Annotated in this window: 17 protein-coding genes and 1 other RNA gene; 6 read left to right on the top strand and 12 right to left on the bottom strand. The window is 71.8% G+C overall.

Annotation, left to right across the window (positions count from 1 at the left end; translation table 11 throughout):
- Window positions 1-298: 298 nt before the first annotated feature.
- On the top strand, window positions 299-859 hold the full coding sequence (locus ACRAKI_RS01185; RefSeq protein WP_447005197.1) for a DedA family protein: 561 nt from the start codon (window positions 299-301) through the stop codon (window positions 857-859).
- Here the strand turns inward: ACRAKI_RS01185 and ACRAKI_RS01180 are convergent.
- The gene (locus ACRAKI_RS01180) at window positions 823-1,443 is read right to left on the bottom strand and encodes a TetR/AcrR family transcriptional regulator (RefSeq protein WP_447005196.1); all 621 of its coding nucleotides are present in this window, start codon (window positions 1,441-1,443) and stop codon (window positions 823-825) included. The two genes, ACRAKI_RS01185 and ACRAKI_RS01180, sit on opposite strands and share 37 nt — an antisense overlap.
- Window positions 1,444-1,516: 73 nt before the next feature.
- On the opposite strand from ACRAKI_RS01180, the gene ACRAKI_RS01175 reads away from it, so the two are divergent.
- Both ACRAKI_RS01175 and ACRAKI_RS01170 read left to right on the top strand, forming a co-directional pair.
- Window positions 1,517-2,092, top strand: a complete 576-nt coding sequence (locus tag ACRAKI_RS01175) for a TIGR03086 family metal-binding protein (RefSeq protein WP_447005195.1) — start codon at window positions 1,517-1,519, stop codon at window positions 2,090-2,092.
- 120 nt (window positions 2,093-2,212) lie between these two features.
- Window positions 2,213-2,920: an SDR family oxidoreductase gene (locus ACRAKI_RS01170; protein ID WP_447005194.1), complete on the top strand. Its 708-nt coding sequence runs from the start codon at window positions 2,213-2,215 to the stop codon at window positions 2,918-2,920.
- 419 nt (window positions 2,921-3,339) lie between these two features.
- On the opposite strand, the gene ACRAKI_RS01165 is transcribed toward ACRAKI_RS01170, so the two are convergent.
- From ACRAKI_RS01165 to ACRAKI_RS01145, 5 genes are read right to left on the bottom strand one after another with little or no spacing between them, the layout of a single operon-like run.
- Window positions 3,340-4,479: an ABC transporter ATP-binding protein gene (locus ACRAKI_RS01165; protein ID WP_447005193.1), complete on the bottom strand. Its 1,140-nt coding sequence runs from the start codon at window positions 4,477-4,479 to the stop codon at window positions 3,340-3,342.
- Window positions 4,476-5,471, bottom strand: coding sequence for an ABC transporter ATP-binding protein (locus ACRAKI_RS01160; protein WP_447005192.1), 996 nt, complete (start codon window positions 5,469-5,471; stop codon window positions 4,476-4,478). Before ACRAKI_RS01160 ends, ACRAKI_RS01165 begins: the two co-directional genes overlap by 4 nt.
- 3 nt (window positions 5,472-5,474) lie before the next feature.
- Window positions 5,475-6,407 carry an ABC transporter permease gene (locus tag ACRAKI_RS01155; protein WP_447005191.1) on the bottom strand — a complete coding sequence of 311 codons (933 nt, stop codon included), beginning with the start codon at window positions 6,405-6,407 and terminating at the stop codon, window positions 5,475-5,477.
- Window positions 6,408-6,413: 6 nt separating this feature from the next.
- Window positions 6,414-7,418 carry an ABC transporter permease gene (locus ACRAKI_RS01150; RefSeq protein ID WP_447005190.1) on the bottom strand — a complete coding sequence of 335 codons (1,005 nt, stop codon included), beginning with the start codon at window positions 7,416-7,418 and terminating at the stop codon, window positions 6,414-6,416.
- 37 nt (window positions 7,419-7,455) lie between these two features.
- Complete coding sequence (locus ACRAKI_RS01145; RefSeq protein WP_447005189.1) at window positions 7,456-9,138, bottom strand: ABC transporter substrate-binding protein; 1,683 nt, start codon at window positions 9,136-9,138, stop codon at window positions 7,456-7,458.
- A 229-nt stretch (window positions 9,139-9,367) separates the two neighbouring features.
- On the opposite strand from ACRAKI_RS01145, the gene ACRAKI_RS01140 reads away from it, so the two are divergent.
- Complete coding sequence (locus ACRAKI_RS01140; RefSeq protein ID WP_447005188.1) at window positions 9,368-12,625, top strand: BTAD domain-containing putative transcriptional regulator; 3,258 nt, start codon at window positions 9,368-9,370, stop codon at window positions 12,623-12,625.
- 60 nt (window positions 12,626-12,685) lie between these two features.
- On the opposite strand, the gene ACRAKI_RS01135 is transcribed toward ACRAKI_RS01140, so the two are convergent.
- From ACRAKI_RS01135 to ffs, 5 genes are all read right to left on the bottom strand, one after another.
- Window positions 12,686-13,186 (bottom strand): uridine kinase family protein, encoded by a 501-nt coding sequence (locus ACRAKI_RS01135; RefSeq protein WP_447005187.1) that lies wholly within the window; start codon window positions 13,184-13,186, stop codon window positions 12,686-12,688.
- The gene (gene recR, locus ACRAKI_RS01130) at window positions 13,183-13,776 is read right to left on the bottom strand and encodes a recombination mediator RecR (protein WP_184927046.1); all 594 of its coding nucleotides are present in this window, start codon (window positions 13,774-13,776) and stop codon (window positions 13,183-13,185) included. The genes ACRAKI_RS01135 and recR overlap by 4 nt, the downstream gene beginning before the upstream one ends.
- Window positions 13,776-14,102, bottom strand: a complete 327-nt coding sequence (locus ACRAKI_RS01125) for a YbaB/EbfC family nucleoid-associated protein (RefSeq protein ID WP_231500292.1) — start codon at window positions 14,100-14,102, stop codon at window positions 13,776-13,778. The genes recR and ACRAKI_RS01125 overlap by 1 nt, the downstream gene beginning before the upstream one ends.
- A gap of 85 nt (window positions 14,103-14,187) precedes the next feature.
- Window positions 14,188-16,308, bottom strand: coding sequence for a DNA polymerase III subunit gamma and tau (locus tag ACRAKI_RS01120; protein WP_447005186.1), 2,121 nt, complete (start codon window positions 16,306-16,308; stop codon window positions 14,188-14,190).
- A gap of 31 nt (window positions 16,309-16,339) precedes the next feature.
- An RNA gene (ffs, locus tag ACRAKI_RS01115) (signal recognition particle sRNA small type) lies at window positions 16,340-16,434 on the bottom strand.
- Window positions 16,435-16,533: 99 nt separating this feature from the next.
- Here ffs and ACRAKI_RS01110 point away from each other — a divergent pair.
- Window positions 16,534-16,830 (top strand): hypothetical protein, encoded by a 297-nt coding sequence (locus tag ACRAKI_RS01110; RefSeq protein WP_447005185.1) that lies wholly within the window; start codon window positions 16,534-16,536, stop codon window positions 16,828-16,830.
- Window positions 16,824-17,099 carry a hypothetical protein gene (locus tag ACRAKI_RS01105; protein ID WP_447005184.1) on the top strand — a complete coding sequence of 92 codons (276 nt, stop codon included), beginning with the start codon at window positions 16,824-16,826 and terminating at the stop codon, window positions 17,097-17,099. Before ACRAKI_RS01110 ends, ACRAKI_RS01105 begins: the two co-directional genes overlap by 7 nt.
- Here ACRAKI_RS01105 and ACRAKI_RS01100 read toward each other — a convergent pair.
- Window positions 17,096-18,094, bottom strand: coding sequence for an IS481 family transposase (locus ACRAKI_RS01100; protein WP_447003591.1), 999 nt, complete (start codon window positions 18,092-18,094; stop codon window positions 17,096-17,098). The genes ACRAKI_RS01105 and ACRAKI_RS01100 overlap by 4 nt on opposite strands.
- Between the last annotated feature and the right edge of the window lie 63 nt (window positions 18,095-18,157).

The following is an 18,157-nucleotide window of genomic DNA, read 5'->3' as shown; positions in this document are numbered from 1 at the left end:
GGGTGACGGTACCTCCGGCGCACGACTTCCAACCAGTCACACACAAGAGCGAATACGAAAGTATTCATCACCCCATTACCGCGGAAAAGCACCGCGATCAACGGCGTCACCACTGGGCGCACCTGCGCCGGCGTCGACCACCCGGTCGAGTGGACGGGGCGGGCACAGGGCGTGGCCGGCGTCACGCTCGACCGGCGCATCGACGCTCTACCAGCGGATTCGCGGACACCGGCCGGAGGGATCCTGAAGACACCGACAGGTTGGAGACGATCGGCGGCCCCGTATCGTTTCCCGGATCATGACCGCGCTCGTCGTGCTGTTCTTCGTCGCCGTGGTGCCGTTGGCGCCCACGGAGGCCGTGTTGATCGGTTGTGGCGTGCTGGCCGCGTCCGGCGACCTGCCGCTGCCCGCCGTGGTCCTGGTGGCCACGATCGGCTGCACGCTGTCCGACCTGATCAACTTCGGGGTCGGGCGGAGCGTCGGGATGCGGGCGCTCACGAAGGTCGGCCGGCGGCCCGGTCCCCGCGCCGTGGTGGAGTGGACGGCGTCCCGGCTGGCCACGCGGGGCGAGTCGATCCTGGTGGCGGTGCGGTTCGTGCCGGGCGGCGGGCTGGTGGGGGCGGTGCTGGCGGGGTCGCTGCGGTGGCCGCTGCGGCGGTTCGCGCCGATCGCGCTGGTGGGGGCCGGGCTGTGGAGCGCCTACACGGCCACGCTCGGCTACTTCGGCGGCCGGATCTTCAGTGACCCGCTGGTGGCCACGCTGATCTCGTTCGGGGTCGCCACGCTGGTCAGCGTGCCGATCGGGATGGCCGTGAGAGCGGCTCAGCGCCGGGTCGCGGACGCCGCCGTGCCCGCCTGAGCCAGCGATCTCCGCACGGCGACCCGGGCTCGTGCGTACGCGTTCGGGTCGTCGTGCAGCACGGACTGCGCGTTGGACATCTCCAGGAACGCGATCAGCTCGAACGCCACCTGGTCCGGGTCGGCCACCTCCGGGATCGTCGCGACGGTCTCGCGCACGTACTCGTTCCACTGCCGCCCGTACCCGGCGATCGCGTCACGCACCCGTCCGGGTCGGGCGTCGAACTCGGCCTGCACGGCGTAGAAGAAGCACCCGCCCGGGAACGTCCGGTTCTCCGAGTACGCCAGCCAGCCGTCGAGCAGCCGTTCCAGCCGTGCCAGGCCCGGCGGCAGCGAGAGCGCCGGCTCCACGACCTGGGCCACGAAGATCGCCGCCGCCGCGCGCACGGTCGCGAGCTGCAACTCCTCCTTGGACCCGAAGTGCGCGAACACGCCGCTCTTGCTGACCTCCAGCTCGGTGGCCAGCCGCCCGATCGACAGGCCCTCCAGCCCTTCCACCGACGCGATCTCCGCGGCCCGCCGCAGGATCAGCCGGCGCGTCTGCTCGCCGCGCTCCACCCGTCCGTCGACCTTCACAGCGCTCACGCTATCCCCCTCGCGCCCTCGACCCCTTGACGAGCCGCAAACTAATTGTACGATCGTTCGTACAACTAGAAGGGTGGATGAGCACGTGGATCTCCTGGACCTGAACCGCTCGGCGCTCGACCTGAACCTGAAGCTCATGGCCGACCTGGAGGAGCCCCACCTGGACCTGCCCACGCCGTGCGCCGGCTGGACCGTCTACGAACTGCTGCGCCACCAGGTCGAGTCCACGCTGGGGTTCACCGCGAGCGTCCGCGGCACCGCCGTCGAGGCGCCGGCGAGCGACGACATGGTCGTCGCCTACCGGGCGGCGACCGACGCGGCCACCGAGGCGTTCCGGGCCGACGGCGTGCTGGAGCGGGAAGCCGAGTTCCCCGGCTACGGCCTCCGCCGGGGCAAGGAGCTGGTGGCCGCGCACTTCGTGGACAACCTGGTGCACGCCTGGGACCTGCGCCGCGCCCTCGGCGTCGACAGCACGCTCGACGCCGAACTCGCCACGGCCGCCCACCGCATGGCGCGGCACTATCCGACGACGCCGGACGTCCGAGGGCCGGGAGCGGCGTTCGCGCTGCCGGTCGACGTGCCGGAGGACGCGCCGATCACGGACCGGCTGGTGGGCCTGCTCGGCCGCTCGCCGACCTGGTCCGCGTAACCCGATCACCGCGTCGGGGGTGTCTCGACAAGGGGGAGGCGCCCCCGGCGCGGACGGCCACGCACCCGACCCCCGGGCCGGCTAGGTTGGCATCACCGACACATTCCGGGGGGAACGCACATGAAGATCGACAACTCGATGGCCCTGGTCACCGGGGCCAACCGCGGCATCGGCCGGCACTTCGCGCGACAACTGCTGGAACGGGGTGCGGCCAAGGTCTACGCGACCGCGCGCAACCCCGACCTGGTCGACCTGCCCGGCGTCGAGGTGCTGCGGCTGGACGTCACCGACCCGGCCACCGTCGCTGCTGCCGCCACCGCCGCCGCCGACGTCACCCTGCTGGTCAACAACGCGGGCGTCATCACCGGCGAGAACCTCGTCACCGGCGACCCGGCCGCGATCAGGCTGGAGATGGACACCAACTTCTACGGCACGCTCGACGTGATCCGCGCGTTCGCGCCCGTGCTCGCCGCCAACGGCGGAGGGGCGATCCTGAACGTGCTGTCGTCGATGTCGTGGGTGTCCTACGACGGTGCCACCGCCTACAGCGCGGCGAAAGCGGCGCAGTGGAGCCTCACCAACGGCGTCAGGGTGGAACTGGCGGCGCAGGGCACGCTGGTCACCGGCCTGCTCCTGGGGCCGACCGACACGGACATGACGGCGAGCCTGGACGTGCCGAAGAACGACCCCGCCGACGTGGTGCGCGCCGCGCTGGACGGCGTCGAGGCGGACCGGATCGAGGTGCTGGCGGACGAGGTGGTCGTCGCCCTGAAGGCCGCTCTCGCCGCCGACCCGAGCACGCTCTACCCGCAGGTCGTCGGAGTCTGACCGGCCCGGTCCGGGGAACGTCGCGGGGACCAGCCCGCGCTTGCGCGCTCACCGGGCCGGACGGGGTGGCCGGGTGTTCCGGCCCGCTCACGCCCAGCCGGTCTTCGAGGAGGTCGGCGCAGTCCAGCAGGCGGCGGGCCCCGACCTCCGAGTCGGCGTCGCCCTCACCGGTCAGCCGGGCGGCGATGCGGGCGAAGTCGCCGACGACCGCCTCCGGGGATGTCGCGGTCACCCACACCAGCAGGTCGAGGTCGACGGCGGTCCCTCGGCCGACGAAGCCGTCAGCGCGCAGCGGCACCCGGCGCCGTCGTCCCCCCTGGGACCGGGTCCACGACACCGATCATGGTGCACCGAGCGGGTGGCGGTCACCGTCCGAAAGCAGGTCGGGGACGCCACGAGCGGGCGTCCCCGACCGACCACTACGGGTTCATCGCCTCCGTCACGGAAGCCGGACCGACCAGCGGGATGTCGGGCGAGATGCCCTCGTCCTCCTCCACCACCACGGCCTCGACCGCGTGCGGCCGGATCTTGCCCGCGCGGATGTCCTCCGCCCAGTGGCACGCGACCTTGTGGCCGGGCAGCACCTCGCGCATCTCCGGCCGCTCGGTGTCGCACCGGGTCGCCTGCTTCCACGGGCACCGGGTGTGGAAGCGGCAGCCCCGGGGCGGGTTCGCCGGTGACGGCAGGTCGCCGGTGAGCAGGATCCGCTCCCGCCGGTCCTCGACCACCGGGTCGGGCACGGGGATCGCCGACAGCAACGCCTTCGTGTACGGGTGCAGCGGCTCGGCGTAGAGGGCGTCCGACGTCGCCTCCTCCACCAGCCCGCCCAGGTACATCACGCCGACCCGGTCGGAGATGTGCCGCACCACGGCCAGGTCGTGCGCGATCACCAGGTAGGTGAGGCCGAACTCCTCCTGCAGGTCCTCCAGCAGGTTCACGACCTGGGCCTGCACCGACACGTCCAGCGCGGACACCGGCTCGTCGGCGATGATCAGGTCCGGCTCGACCGCCAGCGCCCGCGCGATGCCGATGCGCTGCCGCTGACCGCCGGAGAACTCGTGCGGGTACTTGCGCAGCGACGTCGTCGCCAGCCCGACCGCCGACAGCAGCGAGCGCAAGCGCTTGCCGGTCTCCTCGCGGCCCTTGTCCAGGTCGTGCGCCCGCAGGCCCTCGACCAGGATCGACTCCACCGACTGCCGGGGGTCGAGGGACGACATCGGGTCCTGGAACACCATCTGCATCCGGCGGCGCATCCGGCGCAGTTCCTCGCCCTTGAGCGTGGAGAGGTCCGTGCCGTCGAAGACGGTCCGGCCCGCAGTCGGGTCGGTCAGCCGCAGCACCGCCCGCCCGAGGGTGGACTTGCCGCAGCCGGACTCGCCGACCAGGCCGTACGTCTCGCCGCGCCGGACCGTGAGGTCGACGCCGTCCACCGCGTACACGTGGCCGACCGTGCGGTCGAGGATGACGCCCCGCTTGATCGGGAAGTGCACCTTGATGCCCTCGACGGACACCAGCGTGTCGACCGCGGTCCCGGGTTGGGGGGTGACAGCCGTGCTCACACCGACACCTCCTCGACCACCGGCGGCTTCACCGGGTTGTGGCAGCGCAGCAGCCGGCCGCCGCCGATGTCCTCCTGCTCGGGCGTCACCTGCACGCACACGTCCAGCTTGTTCGGGCACCGGGGCGCGAACGCGCACCCCTCCGTCCACGGGATGTTGTCCGACACCGAACCCCTGATCGGGTTCAGCTTCTCCCCGCGGGGCGCGTCGAGCCGCGGGATCGAAGCCAGCAGGCCGTGCGTGTACGGGTGGCGGGGCGCGGCGAACAGGTCGTGCCGGTGCGCCTTCTCCACCACGCGCCCGGCGTAGAGCACGTTGACCTCGTCGCACAGGCCGGCGACCACTCCCAGGTCGTGCGTGATCATGACCAGCGCGGTGCCCATGTCGCGCACCAGTTCCTTCAGCAGCGCCAGGATCTGCGCCTGGATCGTCACGTCCAGCGCCGTCGTCGGCTCGTCCGCGATCAGCAGCCGGGGCCGGCACGCCAACGCGATGGCGATCAGCGCGCGCTGCCGCATACCGCCGGACAGCTGGTGCGGGTACTCGGTGAGCCGCCGGGACGGGTCGGGGATGCCGACCTTGTCCAGCAGCTCGGCCGCCTCCAGCATCGCCTTCTTGCGCGCCATGTCCCGGTGCCGTTCCAGCACCTCGGTCACCTGCACGCCGATCGGGATCACCGGGTTCAGCGAGGACAGCGGGTCCTGGAACACCATGCCCAGGTCGCGGCCGCGCCGGTCGCGCATCTCGCGGTCCGGCAGCGACAGCAGGTCCACGCCTTCGTACCGCACCGAGCCGGACACCCGCACGCCGCGCCGGGGCAGCAACCCCATGATCGCGAGTGACGTCACGGACTTGCCGCAGCCCGACTCGCCGACCAGGCCGACGGTCTGGCCCGGCTCCACGTCGAAGCTCACGTGGTCGACGGCGGTGAAGGGCTTCTCCCCCTTGCGCTCGAAAACCACGGTGAGGTCACGTACTTCGAGGAGTGGCACGACTCACCGCCTGCTCTTGGGGTCGAGGGCTTCACGCAGCGTTTCGCCCATCAGGGTGAAGCCGAGGGCGACGACGATGATGCAGCCCGCCGGCCAGAACGCCAGCTGGGGGTGCGTGTCGAAGACGGTCTGCACGTCGCCGAGCATCTGACCCCACTCCGGGATCCGGTCGTCGGGGTTGCCCAGGCCGAGGAACGACAGCGCCGCCGCGTCGATGATGGCCGTGGCCAGCACCAGGGTGGACTGCACGATCACCGGGCCGAGCGAGTTGGGCAGCATGTGCCGGAACACGATGGCCCCCGGCTTCACGCCCAGCGCGGTCGCGGCCAGCACGTGGTCGCTGGACCGCTGGGCCAGCATCGAGCCGCGCAGCAGCCGGGCGAACACCGGGATCTGCACCACCGCCACCGCCACGATCACGGTGTACTGGTTGGGCCGGGCGAACATCGCGCTGATGCTGAACGCCAGCAGCAGGCTGGGCAGCGACAGCATGACGTCGACCAGGCGCATGACGAGCGAGTCGACCCAGCCGCCGAACGCCCCCGCCAGCGTGCCGAGCGTCAACCCGCCGACCAGCCCGATCAGCGTCGCCAGCACGCCGACGATCAGCGTCTGCTGCGAGCCGATGAGCAGCCGGGAGAAGAAGTCGCGGCCTTGGAGGTCGCCACCGAGCGGGTGGCCGTCCTGCACCGGCGGGATCTGGTTGCGCGCCTTGATGACCTGGTCGATCAGCATGGCCTCGGACGGGTCGTGCGGCGCCAACCACGGCGACAGCAGCGACACCAGCACGAACAGGCTGATGATGGTGGCGCCGGTGAGGAACACCGGGCTGCGGCGCAACGTCCGCCACGCGCTCGCGGCGAGGCTCACGCCCGCGTCGGAACCGCTCGCGGCCAGCTTGTCGATTCGGTCTTTTTTGCGAGTAGGAGTGACCATCGCGGCCTACCTCGTCCTGATCCGCGGGTCGATGAGCGCGTACGAGAGGTCCACCAGGAGGTTGACCACCACGTACACGACCGTGGCCATGATGATCAGCAGCAGCAGCACCGGGTAGTCGCGTCTCTCGAACCCGAGGGCCAGCGCCTCGCCGACGCCGGCGAAGGCGAACACCTTCTCGGTGAGCACCGCGCCCGCCAGCAGCGCGCCGGTCTGGAGGCCGATGGTGGTGACGACCGGCAGCATCGCGTTGCGCAGCACGTGCCGGCGCCGGATGGTCTGCGCGGTGAGGCCCTTGGACTCGGCGGTGCGCACGAAGTCCTCGTCGAGCACGTCGAGCACGGCGGCCCGGGTGATCCGGAAGACCACCGCGAACGGGATGGTGGCCAGCGCCATCGCGGGCAGGATCAGGTGCTCCAGCGCGTTCAGCGCCGCGTCCCACTCCTGGGTGATCACGCCGTCGAGCACGAAGAAGCCCGTGACCCGGGTGGCGTCGATCGCGTCCTGGCGACCACCGGTCGGCAGGCCCAGCGCGGACGACAGCACGTCCTTGAGCACGTAGGCCAGGAAGAACACCGGCACGGCGACGCCGAGCAGCGAGCCGCCGACGCTGAGGTTGTCGAACCAGCCACCCCGGCGCTTCGCGGCCATGTACCCCAGGGGGATGCCGAGCGCGATGGCGATGACGATCGCCAGGAAGCTCAGTTCGAGGGTCGCGGGAAAGCGCTGGAGGAAGATGTCGAGAGCGTCGTCGCCGGGCTGCACACCCGTGGACACGCCGAAGTCCCCCGACAGCGCACGGCCCATGAACTTGAAGTACTGGACGAAGATCGGCTGGTCCAAGCCGAGCTGTTTGGTGAGGGCCTCCCGCTTCTCCGGCGTGGAGCGCTCCCCCAGGAGGGCCGAGACCGGACCTCCCGGGAGAGCGCGGAGCCACGCGAAGAGCAGCAGGGACAGCACCAGCACCACGCCGATCAGCTGGATGAGCCGTCGGATCGTGTAGCGGAGCATTGAGCTACCCCGTGGTCTCTATCTGGAGTTGTGCGACTCAGCCCTTGCTGGCCGGGCCGAACCGCTCGTCGGTCAGCGGGCTGGGCACGACGCCCTTGATGTCCGACTTGAGCACGAGCGCCGGCGGCGAGTGCGACACCGGGATCGCGGGCAGGTACTCCTCCATGATCTTCTTGTTCAGGTCCTCGTACATGCCGCGGCGCTTGTCCTCGTCGGGCTCGGCGCTCGCCTTGCCCAGCTCGGCGGCCAGTTCCGCGCCCCACGGCGACGCGCCGGTGTTGAACCGGTTGTCGGGGCGGCCGAAGAACGTGCCGATCCAGTTGTGCGCGGTGCCGTTGTCGCCGGTCCAGCCCAGCATGAACAGGTCCGGCACGCCCTGGTCGACGTCGGTCAGGTAGCCGCCGTTCCACGGCTTGGAGGAGATCTCCAGCGTGATGCCGACCTTCTGCAGGTCACCGGCGATGGCGGCCTGGATGTCCTTCGGGCTCGGCATGTACGGCCGGGTGACCTCGGTCGGCCAGAAGAACTTCAGCGTCAGGTCGGACGCGCCGGCCTCGGCGAGCAGCGACTTGGCCTTGTCGGGGTCGTAGCCGACGGCCTTGAGGTCCTCGTTGTAGCCGTCCACCGTGCTCGGCATGAACTGGGTGGCGACCGACGCGCCCTCGGGCAGCTGCGACTTGACCAGCTGCTCGCGGTTCAGCGCGTGCATCAGCGCCTGCCGGACCCGGAGGTCCTGGAGCTTCGGGTTGTTCTTCTGGTTGATGCCCAGGTAGAGGACGTTGAACGCCGGGCGGACCGCGACGTTGAAGCCCTTCTCCTTCAGACCCGGCCAGTCGGCCGCGTTCGGCAGGTCGTAGCCGTCGATGTCGCCGGCCTCGAGCGCCTGCTTGCGCGCCGTCTCGTCCGGGATGATCCGGAAGACGATCTTGTCGAGCTTCGCCTTGGCGCCGTGGTAGTTGTCGTTGCGGACGAGTTCGACGACGTTGTTCGCCTTGTCGAACTTGCCGAACTTGAACGGTCCGGTGCCGGTCGGGTGCTCGTTGGCGTAAGGCGGGTAGGTGAAGCTGTCACCGGCGGCGACGACGTTGTCCGCCTCGTACTTCTTCAGCGCTTCCGGGCTGGACATCGAGAACGACGTGAAGCCCAGGACGGACGGGAACTGCGACGTCGCCTCGTTCAGCTCGACGACCGCGGTCTTCGTGTCCTTGGCCGTGCAGGACTTGAAGAGCGACGGCTTGTCGGGGGTGTCCGCGAAGCCACCGAAGTTGTCCAGCCAGTACTGCGAAACGGCGTCGGACTGACCGGCGCCCTTCTGGTTGTACCAGCGGTCGAAGTTGAAGCACACCGCTTCGGCGTCGAAGTCCGTGTCGTCGTGGAATTTCACGTTCTCTTTCAGTGTGAACGTCCACGTCTTGCCGTCTTCGGACGAGTCCCACTTGGTCGCCAGGGCGGGCTCCACCTCGGCGGTTCCGGGCTTGAAGCCGACGAGCCCCTCGTACATCTGGCGCGCGACGCGGAACGTCTCGCCGTCCGTGGCGTAGAACGGGTCGAACAGCTTGGGAGCACCTGCCGCACCGAAGGTGAGCGTGCCACCGACCTGGCCGGCCCCCGGGTCGTCCGTCCGCGCGGATTCAGCGCAAGCGGACAGTGCGAGCGCAGCGACGCCGGTCAGGCCGATCGCGGCCGTCCAACGGCGTCGGGCCGTTCGGGAATGAACCATCAAACACCCCTAGGGAAATCCGGGATCTCACGGTGTGGTCACGGACCCTAACCGGTCACCACAACCCTTCCGACGTAACACAGGTCACGATCCGGCCACGTGAATCAGCATTCTCATACGGCCGGCTCATCTCCGCTGACCCAACGTGACCACCGGCGATCGGGCAAACGCGCTCCTACGCTGTACAACGGACAACAGAAACTGCACGTGTGCGGAGGGGAGGTCGCCGGTGAGCCCTGTCGTCGAGTTCCGCGTCCTCGGCCCGCTGCAAGTCATTGTCAACGGTGAACAGATCATGGTGCGGGCGGGCCGGCAGCGGTCCCTCCTCGTGTCCTTGCTCATGCGCGCCGGGGCCGGCGTGTCGGTCGACGAGCTGGCGGAGCACATCTGGGGCGCCGAGCCGCCCGCGCGGGCGCGCGGCACGCTGCAGACCTACGTGATGAGGCTTCGGCAGGTGCTCGGACCGGCCGTGCCGATCCGCACCGTGCCCGACGGCTACCTGATCGACGTGGACGAGCGCACGATCGACGTGATGCGGTTCGAGCGGCTGGTCGAGGAGGGCGAGCGGGAACGGGCCGCCGGCCGGCTGGAGTCCGCGTCGGCGATCTTCACCGCGGCGCTGGCGCTGTGGCGCGGGCCGGCGCTGGTGGACGTGCCGTCGGAGGTGCTGCACCGGGACGAGGTGCCGCGGCTCGGCGAGCGGCGGCTGCACGTGGAGGAGCGCCGGGTCGAGGTGGACCTGGAGCTGGGCCGGCACGCCGCGCTGATCCCCGAGCTGTCCCGGCTGACCAGCGAGCACCCGCTGCGGGAGCGGCTGTGGTCGCAGCTGATGATCGCGCTGTACCGGTCCGGGCGGCAGGCCGACGCGCTCGCCGCGTACCGGCGGGTCGGCGGGCTGCTGGCCGAGCAGCTGGGCATCGACCCGGGCGACGAGCTGCGGCGCGTGCACCAGCAGGTGCTCGGCGGCGCGCAGTCGCTCGACGTGGGGCAGGGCGCGGCGGCGGCCCGGCGCGACCGGGTGGTGCCGTCGCAGCTGCCCGCCGACATCGGCGACTTCGTGGGCCGTGAGCAGGCCGTCCAGCTGATCGAGGCGTTGCTGCGGACGGCCCAGGGCGTGCCGGTGGTGACGCTGGCCGGGCCGCCGGGCGTGGGCAAGACGGCGTTGGCGGTGCACGCGGCGCACAAGCTGCGGCACTACTTCCCCGACGGGCAGCTGTACGTGAACCTGCGCGGGTACGCCCAGGGCCCGCCGTTGAGCGCGGTGGACGTGCTGCCGCGGTTCCTGCGGGCGCAGGGCGTGCCGCCGGAGTCCGTGCCGCTGGACCAGGACGAGCAGGAGGCGATGTTCCGGTCCCGGCTGACCGACCAGCAGGTGCTGCTGGTGCTGGACAACGCGGCCAACGCCGAGCAGATCCGGCCGCTGCTGCCCGGCTCGCCGGGGTGCGCGGTGCTGGTGACCAGCCGGGACACGCTGCGCGGGCTGGCCGTGAGCCACGCCGCGTCGAACGTGCGGCTGGACGTGCTGGACCGGTCCGAGACGCGGGCGCTGCTGGCCGGGATGCTCGGCGACGACGTGGTGGCGGCGCAGTCGGAAGCGGCCGACGAGCTGGCCGAGCTGTGCGCGCACCTACCGCTGGCGCTGCGGATCGCGGCGGCGAACCTGCTGTCCCGACCCGAGATCACCATCGCGTCGTACGTGGACGAGCTGCGGGCGGGCAACCGGCTGGCGGCGTTGGCCGTGGAGGGCGACGAGCGCGCCGCGGTGCACGCGGCGTTCGACCTGTCCTACACGGCGTTGAAGCCGGAGCTGGCGTCGCTGTTCCGGCTGCTGTCGCTGGCGCCGGGCGACATCACGCCGGACGTCGCGGCGGCGTTGGGCGGGCTGACCACGCAGGACGCGCGGCGTCGGCTCGACCGGCTGGCCACGGCGAACCTGGTGGACAACCACGCGCCCGGCCGCTACCAGTTCCACGACCTGCTGCGGGACTACGCGGCCGAACGGCGGCAGTTCGAGGAGGACCCGGCGGAGAGCGCCCAGGCCGCGCGGCGGTTGCTGGACTGGTCCATCCGGTCGGTCGACAACGCCACCGACGCGTTCAAGAGCACCCTGTTGAGGCTGCCGCGCACGGACGTCGTGGCGGGCGTGACGCCGCGCCTGTTCTCCACGTCGGCGGAGGCGCTGGCCTGGCTGGACGCCGAGCGGGGCAACCTGGTCGCGCTCGTCGTGCACGCGGCCGACCGGCAACCCGACCGCGACGTGTGGCAGCTGGCCGACGCGCTGCGGCGGTACTTCTACACGATCGGGCTGCCGGCCGAGTGGCTGGCGACCGCCAAGGCCGGGCTGGCCGTGGCGCAGGCCGCCCAGGACGCGGTCGGCGAGGTGGCGATGCTGTCGTCGCTGGGCACCCTGTACTGGGCGATCGGGCAGCACCGGGTGGCCGTCGACTACTTCCGCCGGGCGATCCCGATCCAGCAGCGCACCGGCGCCGCGCCCGCGGTCGAGGCGGCCGTGCTGTCGAACCTCGGCACCGTCTACATCGAGGTGGGCGAGCTGGAGCAGGCGGCGGACCACCTGGAGCGCGCGCTGGTGATCACGCGGACCATCGGGGCGTTGCAGCAGGAGGGCATCGCCCAGCTCAACCTCGGCGGCGTCTACATGCACCTCGGGCAGCTGGACCGGGCGGTGTCGTCGTTCGAGGGCGCGCTGGACGTCGGCAACCGGCTCGGCGCGTGGATGACGCAGGCCGACAGCCACCGGGCGCTGGCGGAGGTGCACCTGTTCCTGGGGCAGCCGGAGCGTGCCGCGCAGCTCTACGAGCGGTGCGGCGAGCTGTACGAACGGGCCGGGGCACGGCGGTTCGCGCACTTCTCGCACGAGGGCCTGGCGCTGGCGTACGTGATGCGGGGCAAGTGGGCCGACGCCGCGCGGGAAGCCGGGCGAGCGGTGGCGATCGCGGAGGAACTGGGCAACCTGAAGGGGTTGTGCGACGCGAAGAACGCCCTGGGTGAGGCGCTGTGCGGGCTCGGGCGGCTGGACGACGCGGTGGAGCGGACCACCGAGGCGTTGCGGATCGCCGAGGAGACCGGCTACCCGCTGGGCATCTGCGCGGCGCGGCGGAGCCTGGCGTTGACGCACCGGGCGGCGGGCCGGCTGGACGAGGCGCGCTACTCGGCGACCCAGGCGTTGGACAGCGCGGTGCGCTACCGGCTTCGGATCGCCGAAGTGGACGTGATGACCGTGCTCGGGCGCATCCGGCTGGACCAGGGTGACGTGGCGCAGGCGCTCGACCTGGCGCTGCGGTGCCTGGAGCTGAGCCGGACCACCGGGCAGCGGTTCGTGCAGGCACGGGCGGCCCACCTGGCGGGTGACGCCCTGGCGGCCACCGGGGACCAGGCCGAGGCGAGCGGGCACTGGCGGACCGCGCTGGAGTGGTACACCGCCATCGGGTCGCCGGAGGCGGGCGTCGTGCGGACGGCGCTCGGCTGACCGCACGACCCACCCGTTGGGGTGACCGATTCTCAGGTGACCGGGGTTCAGCGACCGGGTTCAGGTGACCGTGACGATCCGGTCGGCGCGGGCCTTCGCGCCGTCCACGGCGAACCAGCCGCGTTCGAACGCCTGCCAGCGACGGAGGTGCTCGCGGCTCGCTTCGCCGTCCCGCGCGACGGCACGGCGCAGTCGTTCCTCAGGGTCCGGCAGCTCGACCCAGATCGCCTCGTCCAAGCGTGCCGAGATCGACCGGCGGGCCGCCGAGACGCCCTCGATGATCAGCACCTCGGGCACCGGCACGGTCACCGGTTCGCCGAGCTTCGGCAGTCCGCCGGTCCAGTCCATCCGCCGGTAGCACGCCGCGCGGCCGTGCCAGAGCGGTTCGAGGACGTCCGCGAGCAGGCGCGGCCACCACGCCACCGGGTCGGTCCAGGTGGCGAAGTGGTCCGTCGGCACCACGGCCGCGCCCAGCCCCCCGACGCCCAGCTCTTCCGCGAGGCGCGCCGCGTAGGTCGACTTGCCCGAACCCGACGGCCCGTCGACCGCGACGAGCCTCACATGCTGCGCCGGCCGGACAGCGCCCGGCCGAGGGTGAGCTCGTCGGCGAACTCCAGGTCGCCGCCCATCGGCAGGCCCGACGCGAGCCTGGTGACGGAGAGGCCCGGGAAGTCCCGCAGCATCCGCACCAGGTACGTCGCGGTCGCCTCACCCTCGGTGTTCGGGTCCGTGGCGATGATGATCTCGTTGACGTCCGTGCCGATCCGGGTCAGCAGCTGCCTGATCCGCAGCTGGTCCGGACCGACGCCGGACAACGGGTCGAGCGCGCCGCCCAGGACGTGGTAGCGGCCCTTGAACTCCCGGGTCCGCTCCACCGCGAGCACGTCCTTCGGCTCCTCCACCACGCAGATCAGGGTCAGGTCACGGCGCGGGTCGCGACAGATGCGGCAGGTCGTCTCGGCCGAGACGTTGCCGCACACGTCGCAGAACACCACGCCGTCCTTGACCTTCTGCAACGCGTCCTGGAGCCGGCCGATGTCGGCCGGGTCCGCGGCGAGCAGGTGGAAGGCGATGCGCTGCGCGCTCTTCGGACCGACGCCCGGCAACCGGCCGAGCTCGTCGATCAAGTCCTGGACGGGCCCTTCGTACATCAGCCGAACAGCTTCCCGAGACCACCGAGGTCGTCCATCCCGCCCATGCCGCCGGCGAGCGGACCCATCTTCTCCGCGGCCAGCTCCTGGGCGGCGCGGTTCGCGTCGCGCACGGCCGCGACGATGAGGTCGGACAGCGTCTCGACGTCGTCCGGGTCGACCGCCTTGGGGTCGATGTCCAGGCTCTTGAGCTCGCCGCCGCCGGTCACCACGGCGGTGACCAGCCCGCCACCGGCGGTGCCGGTGACCTCGGCCTCGGCCAGCTCCTGCTGCGCAGTGGCCAGCTGCTGCTGCATCTTCTGCGCCTGCTGGAGGATTTGCTGCATGTTGGGCCCACCGGGTTGCACCGCGGGTTCCTCTCTTCGGGGTATGCCGCCGTCCACCAGCGTAGTCCGCCGGCCGTCGGGTCGATCAGCCCTTCAACGGGCGGGCGCCCAGCTCGTCGGCCAGCAGCTTGAGCACCACGGCCTCCGGGTCGAGCCGCCGGCCGTCGTCCTCGCCGGGGCGGGCGGCCTCGGCCAACATCTCCTCCTCGTCCACCGGCTCCGGCGGGAGGGGGTCGTCGGGCTCCGGCGGCTCGGGCGGCGGCGGCACGTCGTCCACCTGGCTCGTCCGGGCGGGCGGCGACTGACGGGTCGTCGGCTCCGGCGGGCGGGGCTGGGCCTGGCCGGGCGCCTGGGCGTTCTGGCTCGGCCTGGTCGGGGCCGGGCGCTGCGGCTTCTGCGCCGCCTGGCGGGCCGGTGCGGCGCTCGCGTCGCCGTGGACGCACCGCACCTGCCACGTGCCGCCGAGGACCTGCGCGAACGCCGCCGCGATGGCGTCGGCGTTGCGCGGCTCGGCGAGGCGGCGGGCCAGCGGGGCGGACGTGTGGGTGAGGGTGATCGTGGTGCCGTCGACGTCGGCGACGGTCGCGTTGGTGAGCATCGCCTCGGTGCTCCGGCTGCTGCCGCGGACCACGCCCAACAGCTCCGACCAGCGCCGCCGCACCTCGGCCGCGTCGACACCGCCCGCGGGCGCCGCCGACCCGCCGGACGCCACCGGGACTGCCGGCACTTCGGCGGGGGCGGGTGCGTCAGGCTCGACCGGCGTGGGTTGCTCGGACCGCTCCACGGCGGCGGGTTGAGGCGTCGGCACTGAGCGCAGGACCGGAGGCGGGGGCGGCGGACCGACCGGGGCCGCCGCGGGCCTTTCGGCCACCGGTGCCACCGGCCGTTCCGCCACCGGTGCCGCGGGCCGTTCGACAGCCGGCACGGGCGCCGGAGCGCTGCTCGCGGCGGGCGGGTCGTCGGCGCTCGACGCGGGACGCTGCGAGGGGCGTTGGAACTTGGGCTCGACCGGGCCGGCCGAGGGACCACCCGCCGCGTCGCCGGCGGGAGGACCGTGGCGTTCCAGCTGCTCGACGCGTTGCAGCAGACCCGACTCGACATCGCCCACCGACGGCAGCAGCATCCGCGAGGACACGAGTTCGAGGAGCAGCCGGGGCGCGGTCGAGCCGCGCATCTCCGTCAACCCCTGGTGCAGGATCTCCGCCCACCGGGTGACGGTGCCCGGCCTGGTCGCCTCGCGCTGGGCCGCCATCTTGGCCAGCTCGTCGTCCGGCGCGGACACCAGGCCGCGCTCGGCCGCGTCCGGCACGGCGTGCAGCAGCACCAGGTCGCGCAGCCGGTCGAGCAGGTCGGAGGCGAACCGGCGCGGGTCGTGCCCGGCCTCGACCAGGCGGTCGATGGTGCCGAACACGGCCGAGCCGTCACCCGCCGCCAGGCCGTCCACCACGTCGTTGATCAGCGCCACGTCCGTCACGCCGAGCAGCGCGATCGCCCGGTCGTACCGGACGCCCTCGGGGCCCGCGCCGGACAGCAGCTGGTCCATCACCGACTGCGTGTCCCGCGCCGACCCTCCGCCCGCGCGGATGACCAGCGGGAACACCGACGGGTCGACCGTCACGCCCTCGGCCGCGCAGTTGCGCTCCAGCAGCGCCCGCATCGCGCTCGGCGGGATCAGCCGGAACGGGTAGTGGTGCGTGCGCGAGCGGATGGTGGGCAGCACCTTGTCCGGCTCGGTGGTGGCGAAGATGAAGATCAGGTGCTCGGGCGGCTCTTCCACGATCTTCAGCAGGGCGTTGAAGCCCTGCGTGGTGACCATGTGCGCCTCGTCGATGATGAACACCCGGTAGCGCGCCTCGGCGGGCGAGTAGAACGCCTTGTCCCGCAGCTCGCGGGCGTCGTCCACGCCGCCGTGGCTGGCCGCGTCGAGCTCCACCACGTCCACGCTGCCGGGGCCGTTGGGCGCCAGGCCGATGCACGAGTTGCACTCGCCGCACGGGTCGGGCGTCGGGCCCTGCACGCAGTTCAGCGAGCGCGCGAGGATCCGGGCGCTGGACGTCTTGCCACAGCCGCGCGGGCCGGAGAACAGGTAGGCGTGGTTGATCCGACCGGCGCCCAGGGCGGTGCGCAGCGGATCGGTGACGTGCTCCTGGCCGACCACCTCGCCGAAGGTGGCCGGACGGTACTTGCGATAGAGGGCGAGCGCCACGTCGGCGACCTTACCGGGAGGGTCCGACAAAGAAAGGGGACCCCGTGCACCCACCAGAGCCCGCTTATCCTTGCTGCCTTCCGGCCCTGGGGAGGTTCGCGAGATATGTGCCGCACGAGGTCCGCCCCAAGTGTAGCCGGTCGCTCGTCCGGCCCTGTCCGGGCCCACTCCCCACACGGGAAGCTTTCACCGATCAGTGGCACTACCCGGTGAAGGAGGAACCAAATGAGGGCTCTCGTCCTCGCGTGCACCGCCCTGATGCTCGGAGCCACCACCGCGGCGGCCGAACCGGTCCCGCCCCGACACGCCATCGTCGTCTGCCAGACGGCGAGCTTCTACGGCAACTACAACCACGCGGTCGGCCCGGTCGAGTACAAGCGGACCCTGACGTACGGCAACAAGATCGGCCACACGCCCGGAGCCCACCCGGTCTACAACGGGTGGGCGGCGAGCATGGACTTCGGCCCGAACGACTGGGGCTACATCCGGATCGAGTGCATCGGGGGGTACGACTCGTGGTGAGGACAACAGCGGCACTGGTCGCCGCGGTCGCCCTCGTCGCCACCGCGACCCCCGCGCAGGCGGCCAACGGCACCATCGGCCAGCGCGAGACCGTGTGCGCCAACGACCTCTACGTCCGCACCGCCCCCCACGACGGCCCGTGGATGGGCACCCTCTACCGGGGCCAGACGTTCCTGGTGAAGGGCCCGAAGTCGGGCAACTACGTCTACGGCTTCGCCTACGGGCACATCAACGCGAACGGCTGGGTGGCCGACGGCTGGTTCTGCTAGCTGTTCTGTCCTGTGAGGTTGGGTACGCGGGTGGCGGGTGGCTGGCCGCCGAGTGCGGTGTGGCCGCGGTGGTGATTGTAGGTGTGCAGCCATCGCGGCAGCGCCTCTCGCCGCTCGGTCTCGGACCGGTATGCCTGGGCGTAGGCCCATTCGTCGAGCAGGGTGCGGTTGAAGCGTTCGACCTTGCCGTTGGTCTGCGGCCGGTAGGCGCGGGTGCGTTTGTGGGTGATGCCGGACTGGGTGAGGGTGTCGCGCCACAGGTGTGAGCGGTAGCAGGAGCCGTTGTCGGTCAGCACCCGTTTCACCGTCACCCCGGCGGCCCGGAAGAACGCTTGCGCCCTGGTCCAGAACGCGGCGGCGGTCTGCTTGGTCTCGTCCGGGAGGATTTCGGTGTAGGCCAGGCGGGAGTGGTCGTCCACGGCGTTGTGCAGGTAGGCGTAGCCGAGGTTGGGACGGCCGTGGACCTTGCGCGGCCTGCCCGGGTCGCGGTGGGCGGAGCTGTTGCGCCCGCCGGCCTGCCGGCCGTGGACCTTGTGGCCGCCGCCGTCGGGGATGTTGCCCAGCTTCTTGATGTCGACGTGGACCAGGTCGCCGGGCGCGGCGTGTTCGTAGCGGCGCACCGGCACGGCGGTGGCCCGGTCCAGGTGCGCCAGGCGGGCCAGGCCGAAACGCCGCAGCACCCGGTGCACCGTGGAGGGGTTCAGGCCGAGCAGGTAGGCGATGCGGGCCGGCCCCCACCGACGCGCCAGACGCACCTTCACGATGCGGCGCTCGCGGCGGGTCGGCAGGCGGCGTGGGCTGCGGTGGGGGCGGCTGGAGCGGTCGACCAGACCCGCCTCCCCGTGCTCGCGGTAGCGCCGGGCCCAGCGCGCGGCGGTGGTCGGCGAGACCTGGAACCGCTCGGCCGCGCGTCGCAGCGGCCAGCCGTCCTGCACGACACACCGGGCCAGGCGCAGCCTGCCCGCCGGGGTCAGCGGTGCGTTAGCGTGGGTCACGAGGGCCTCCGTGGGCTTGGTGTAGACGTCGCAATCCACACCGAACCCGGAGGCCCTCCCTCA

The organism is Saccharothrix isguenensis (assembly GCF_052936305.1).
Note: the sequence above shows the minus strand (reverse complement) of the source record. Positions and strands in the feature narration are given on the sequence as shown.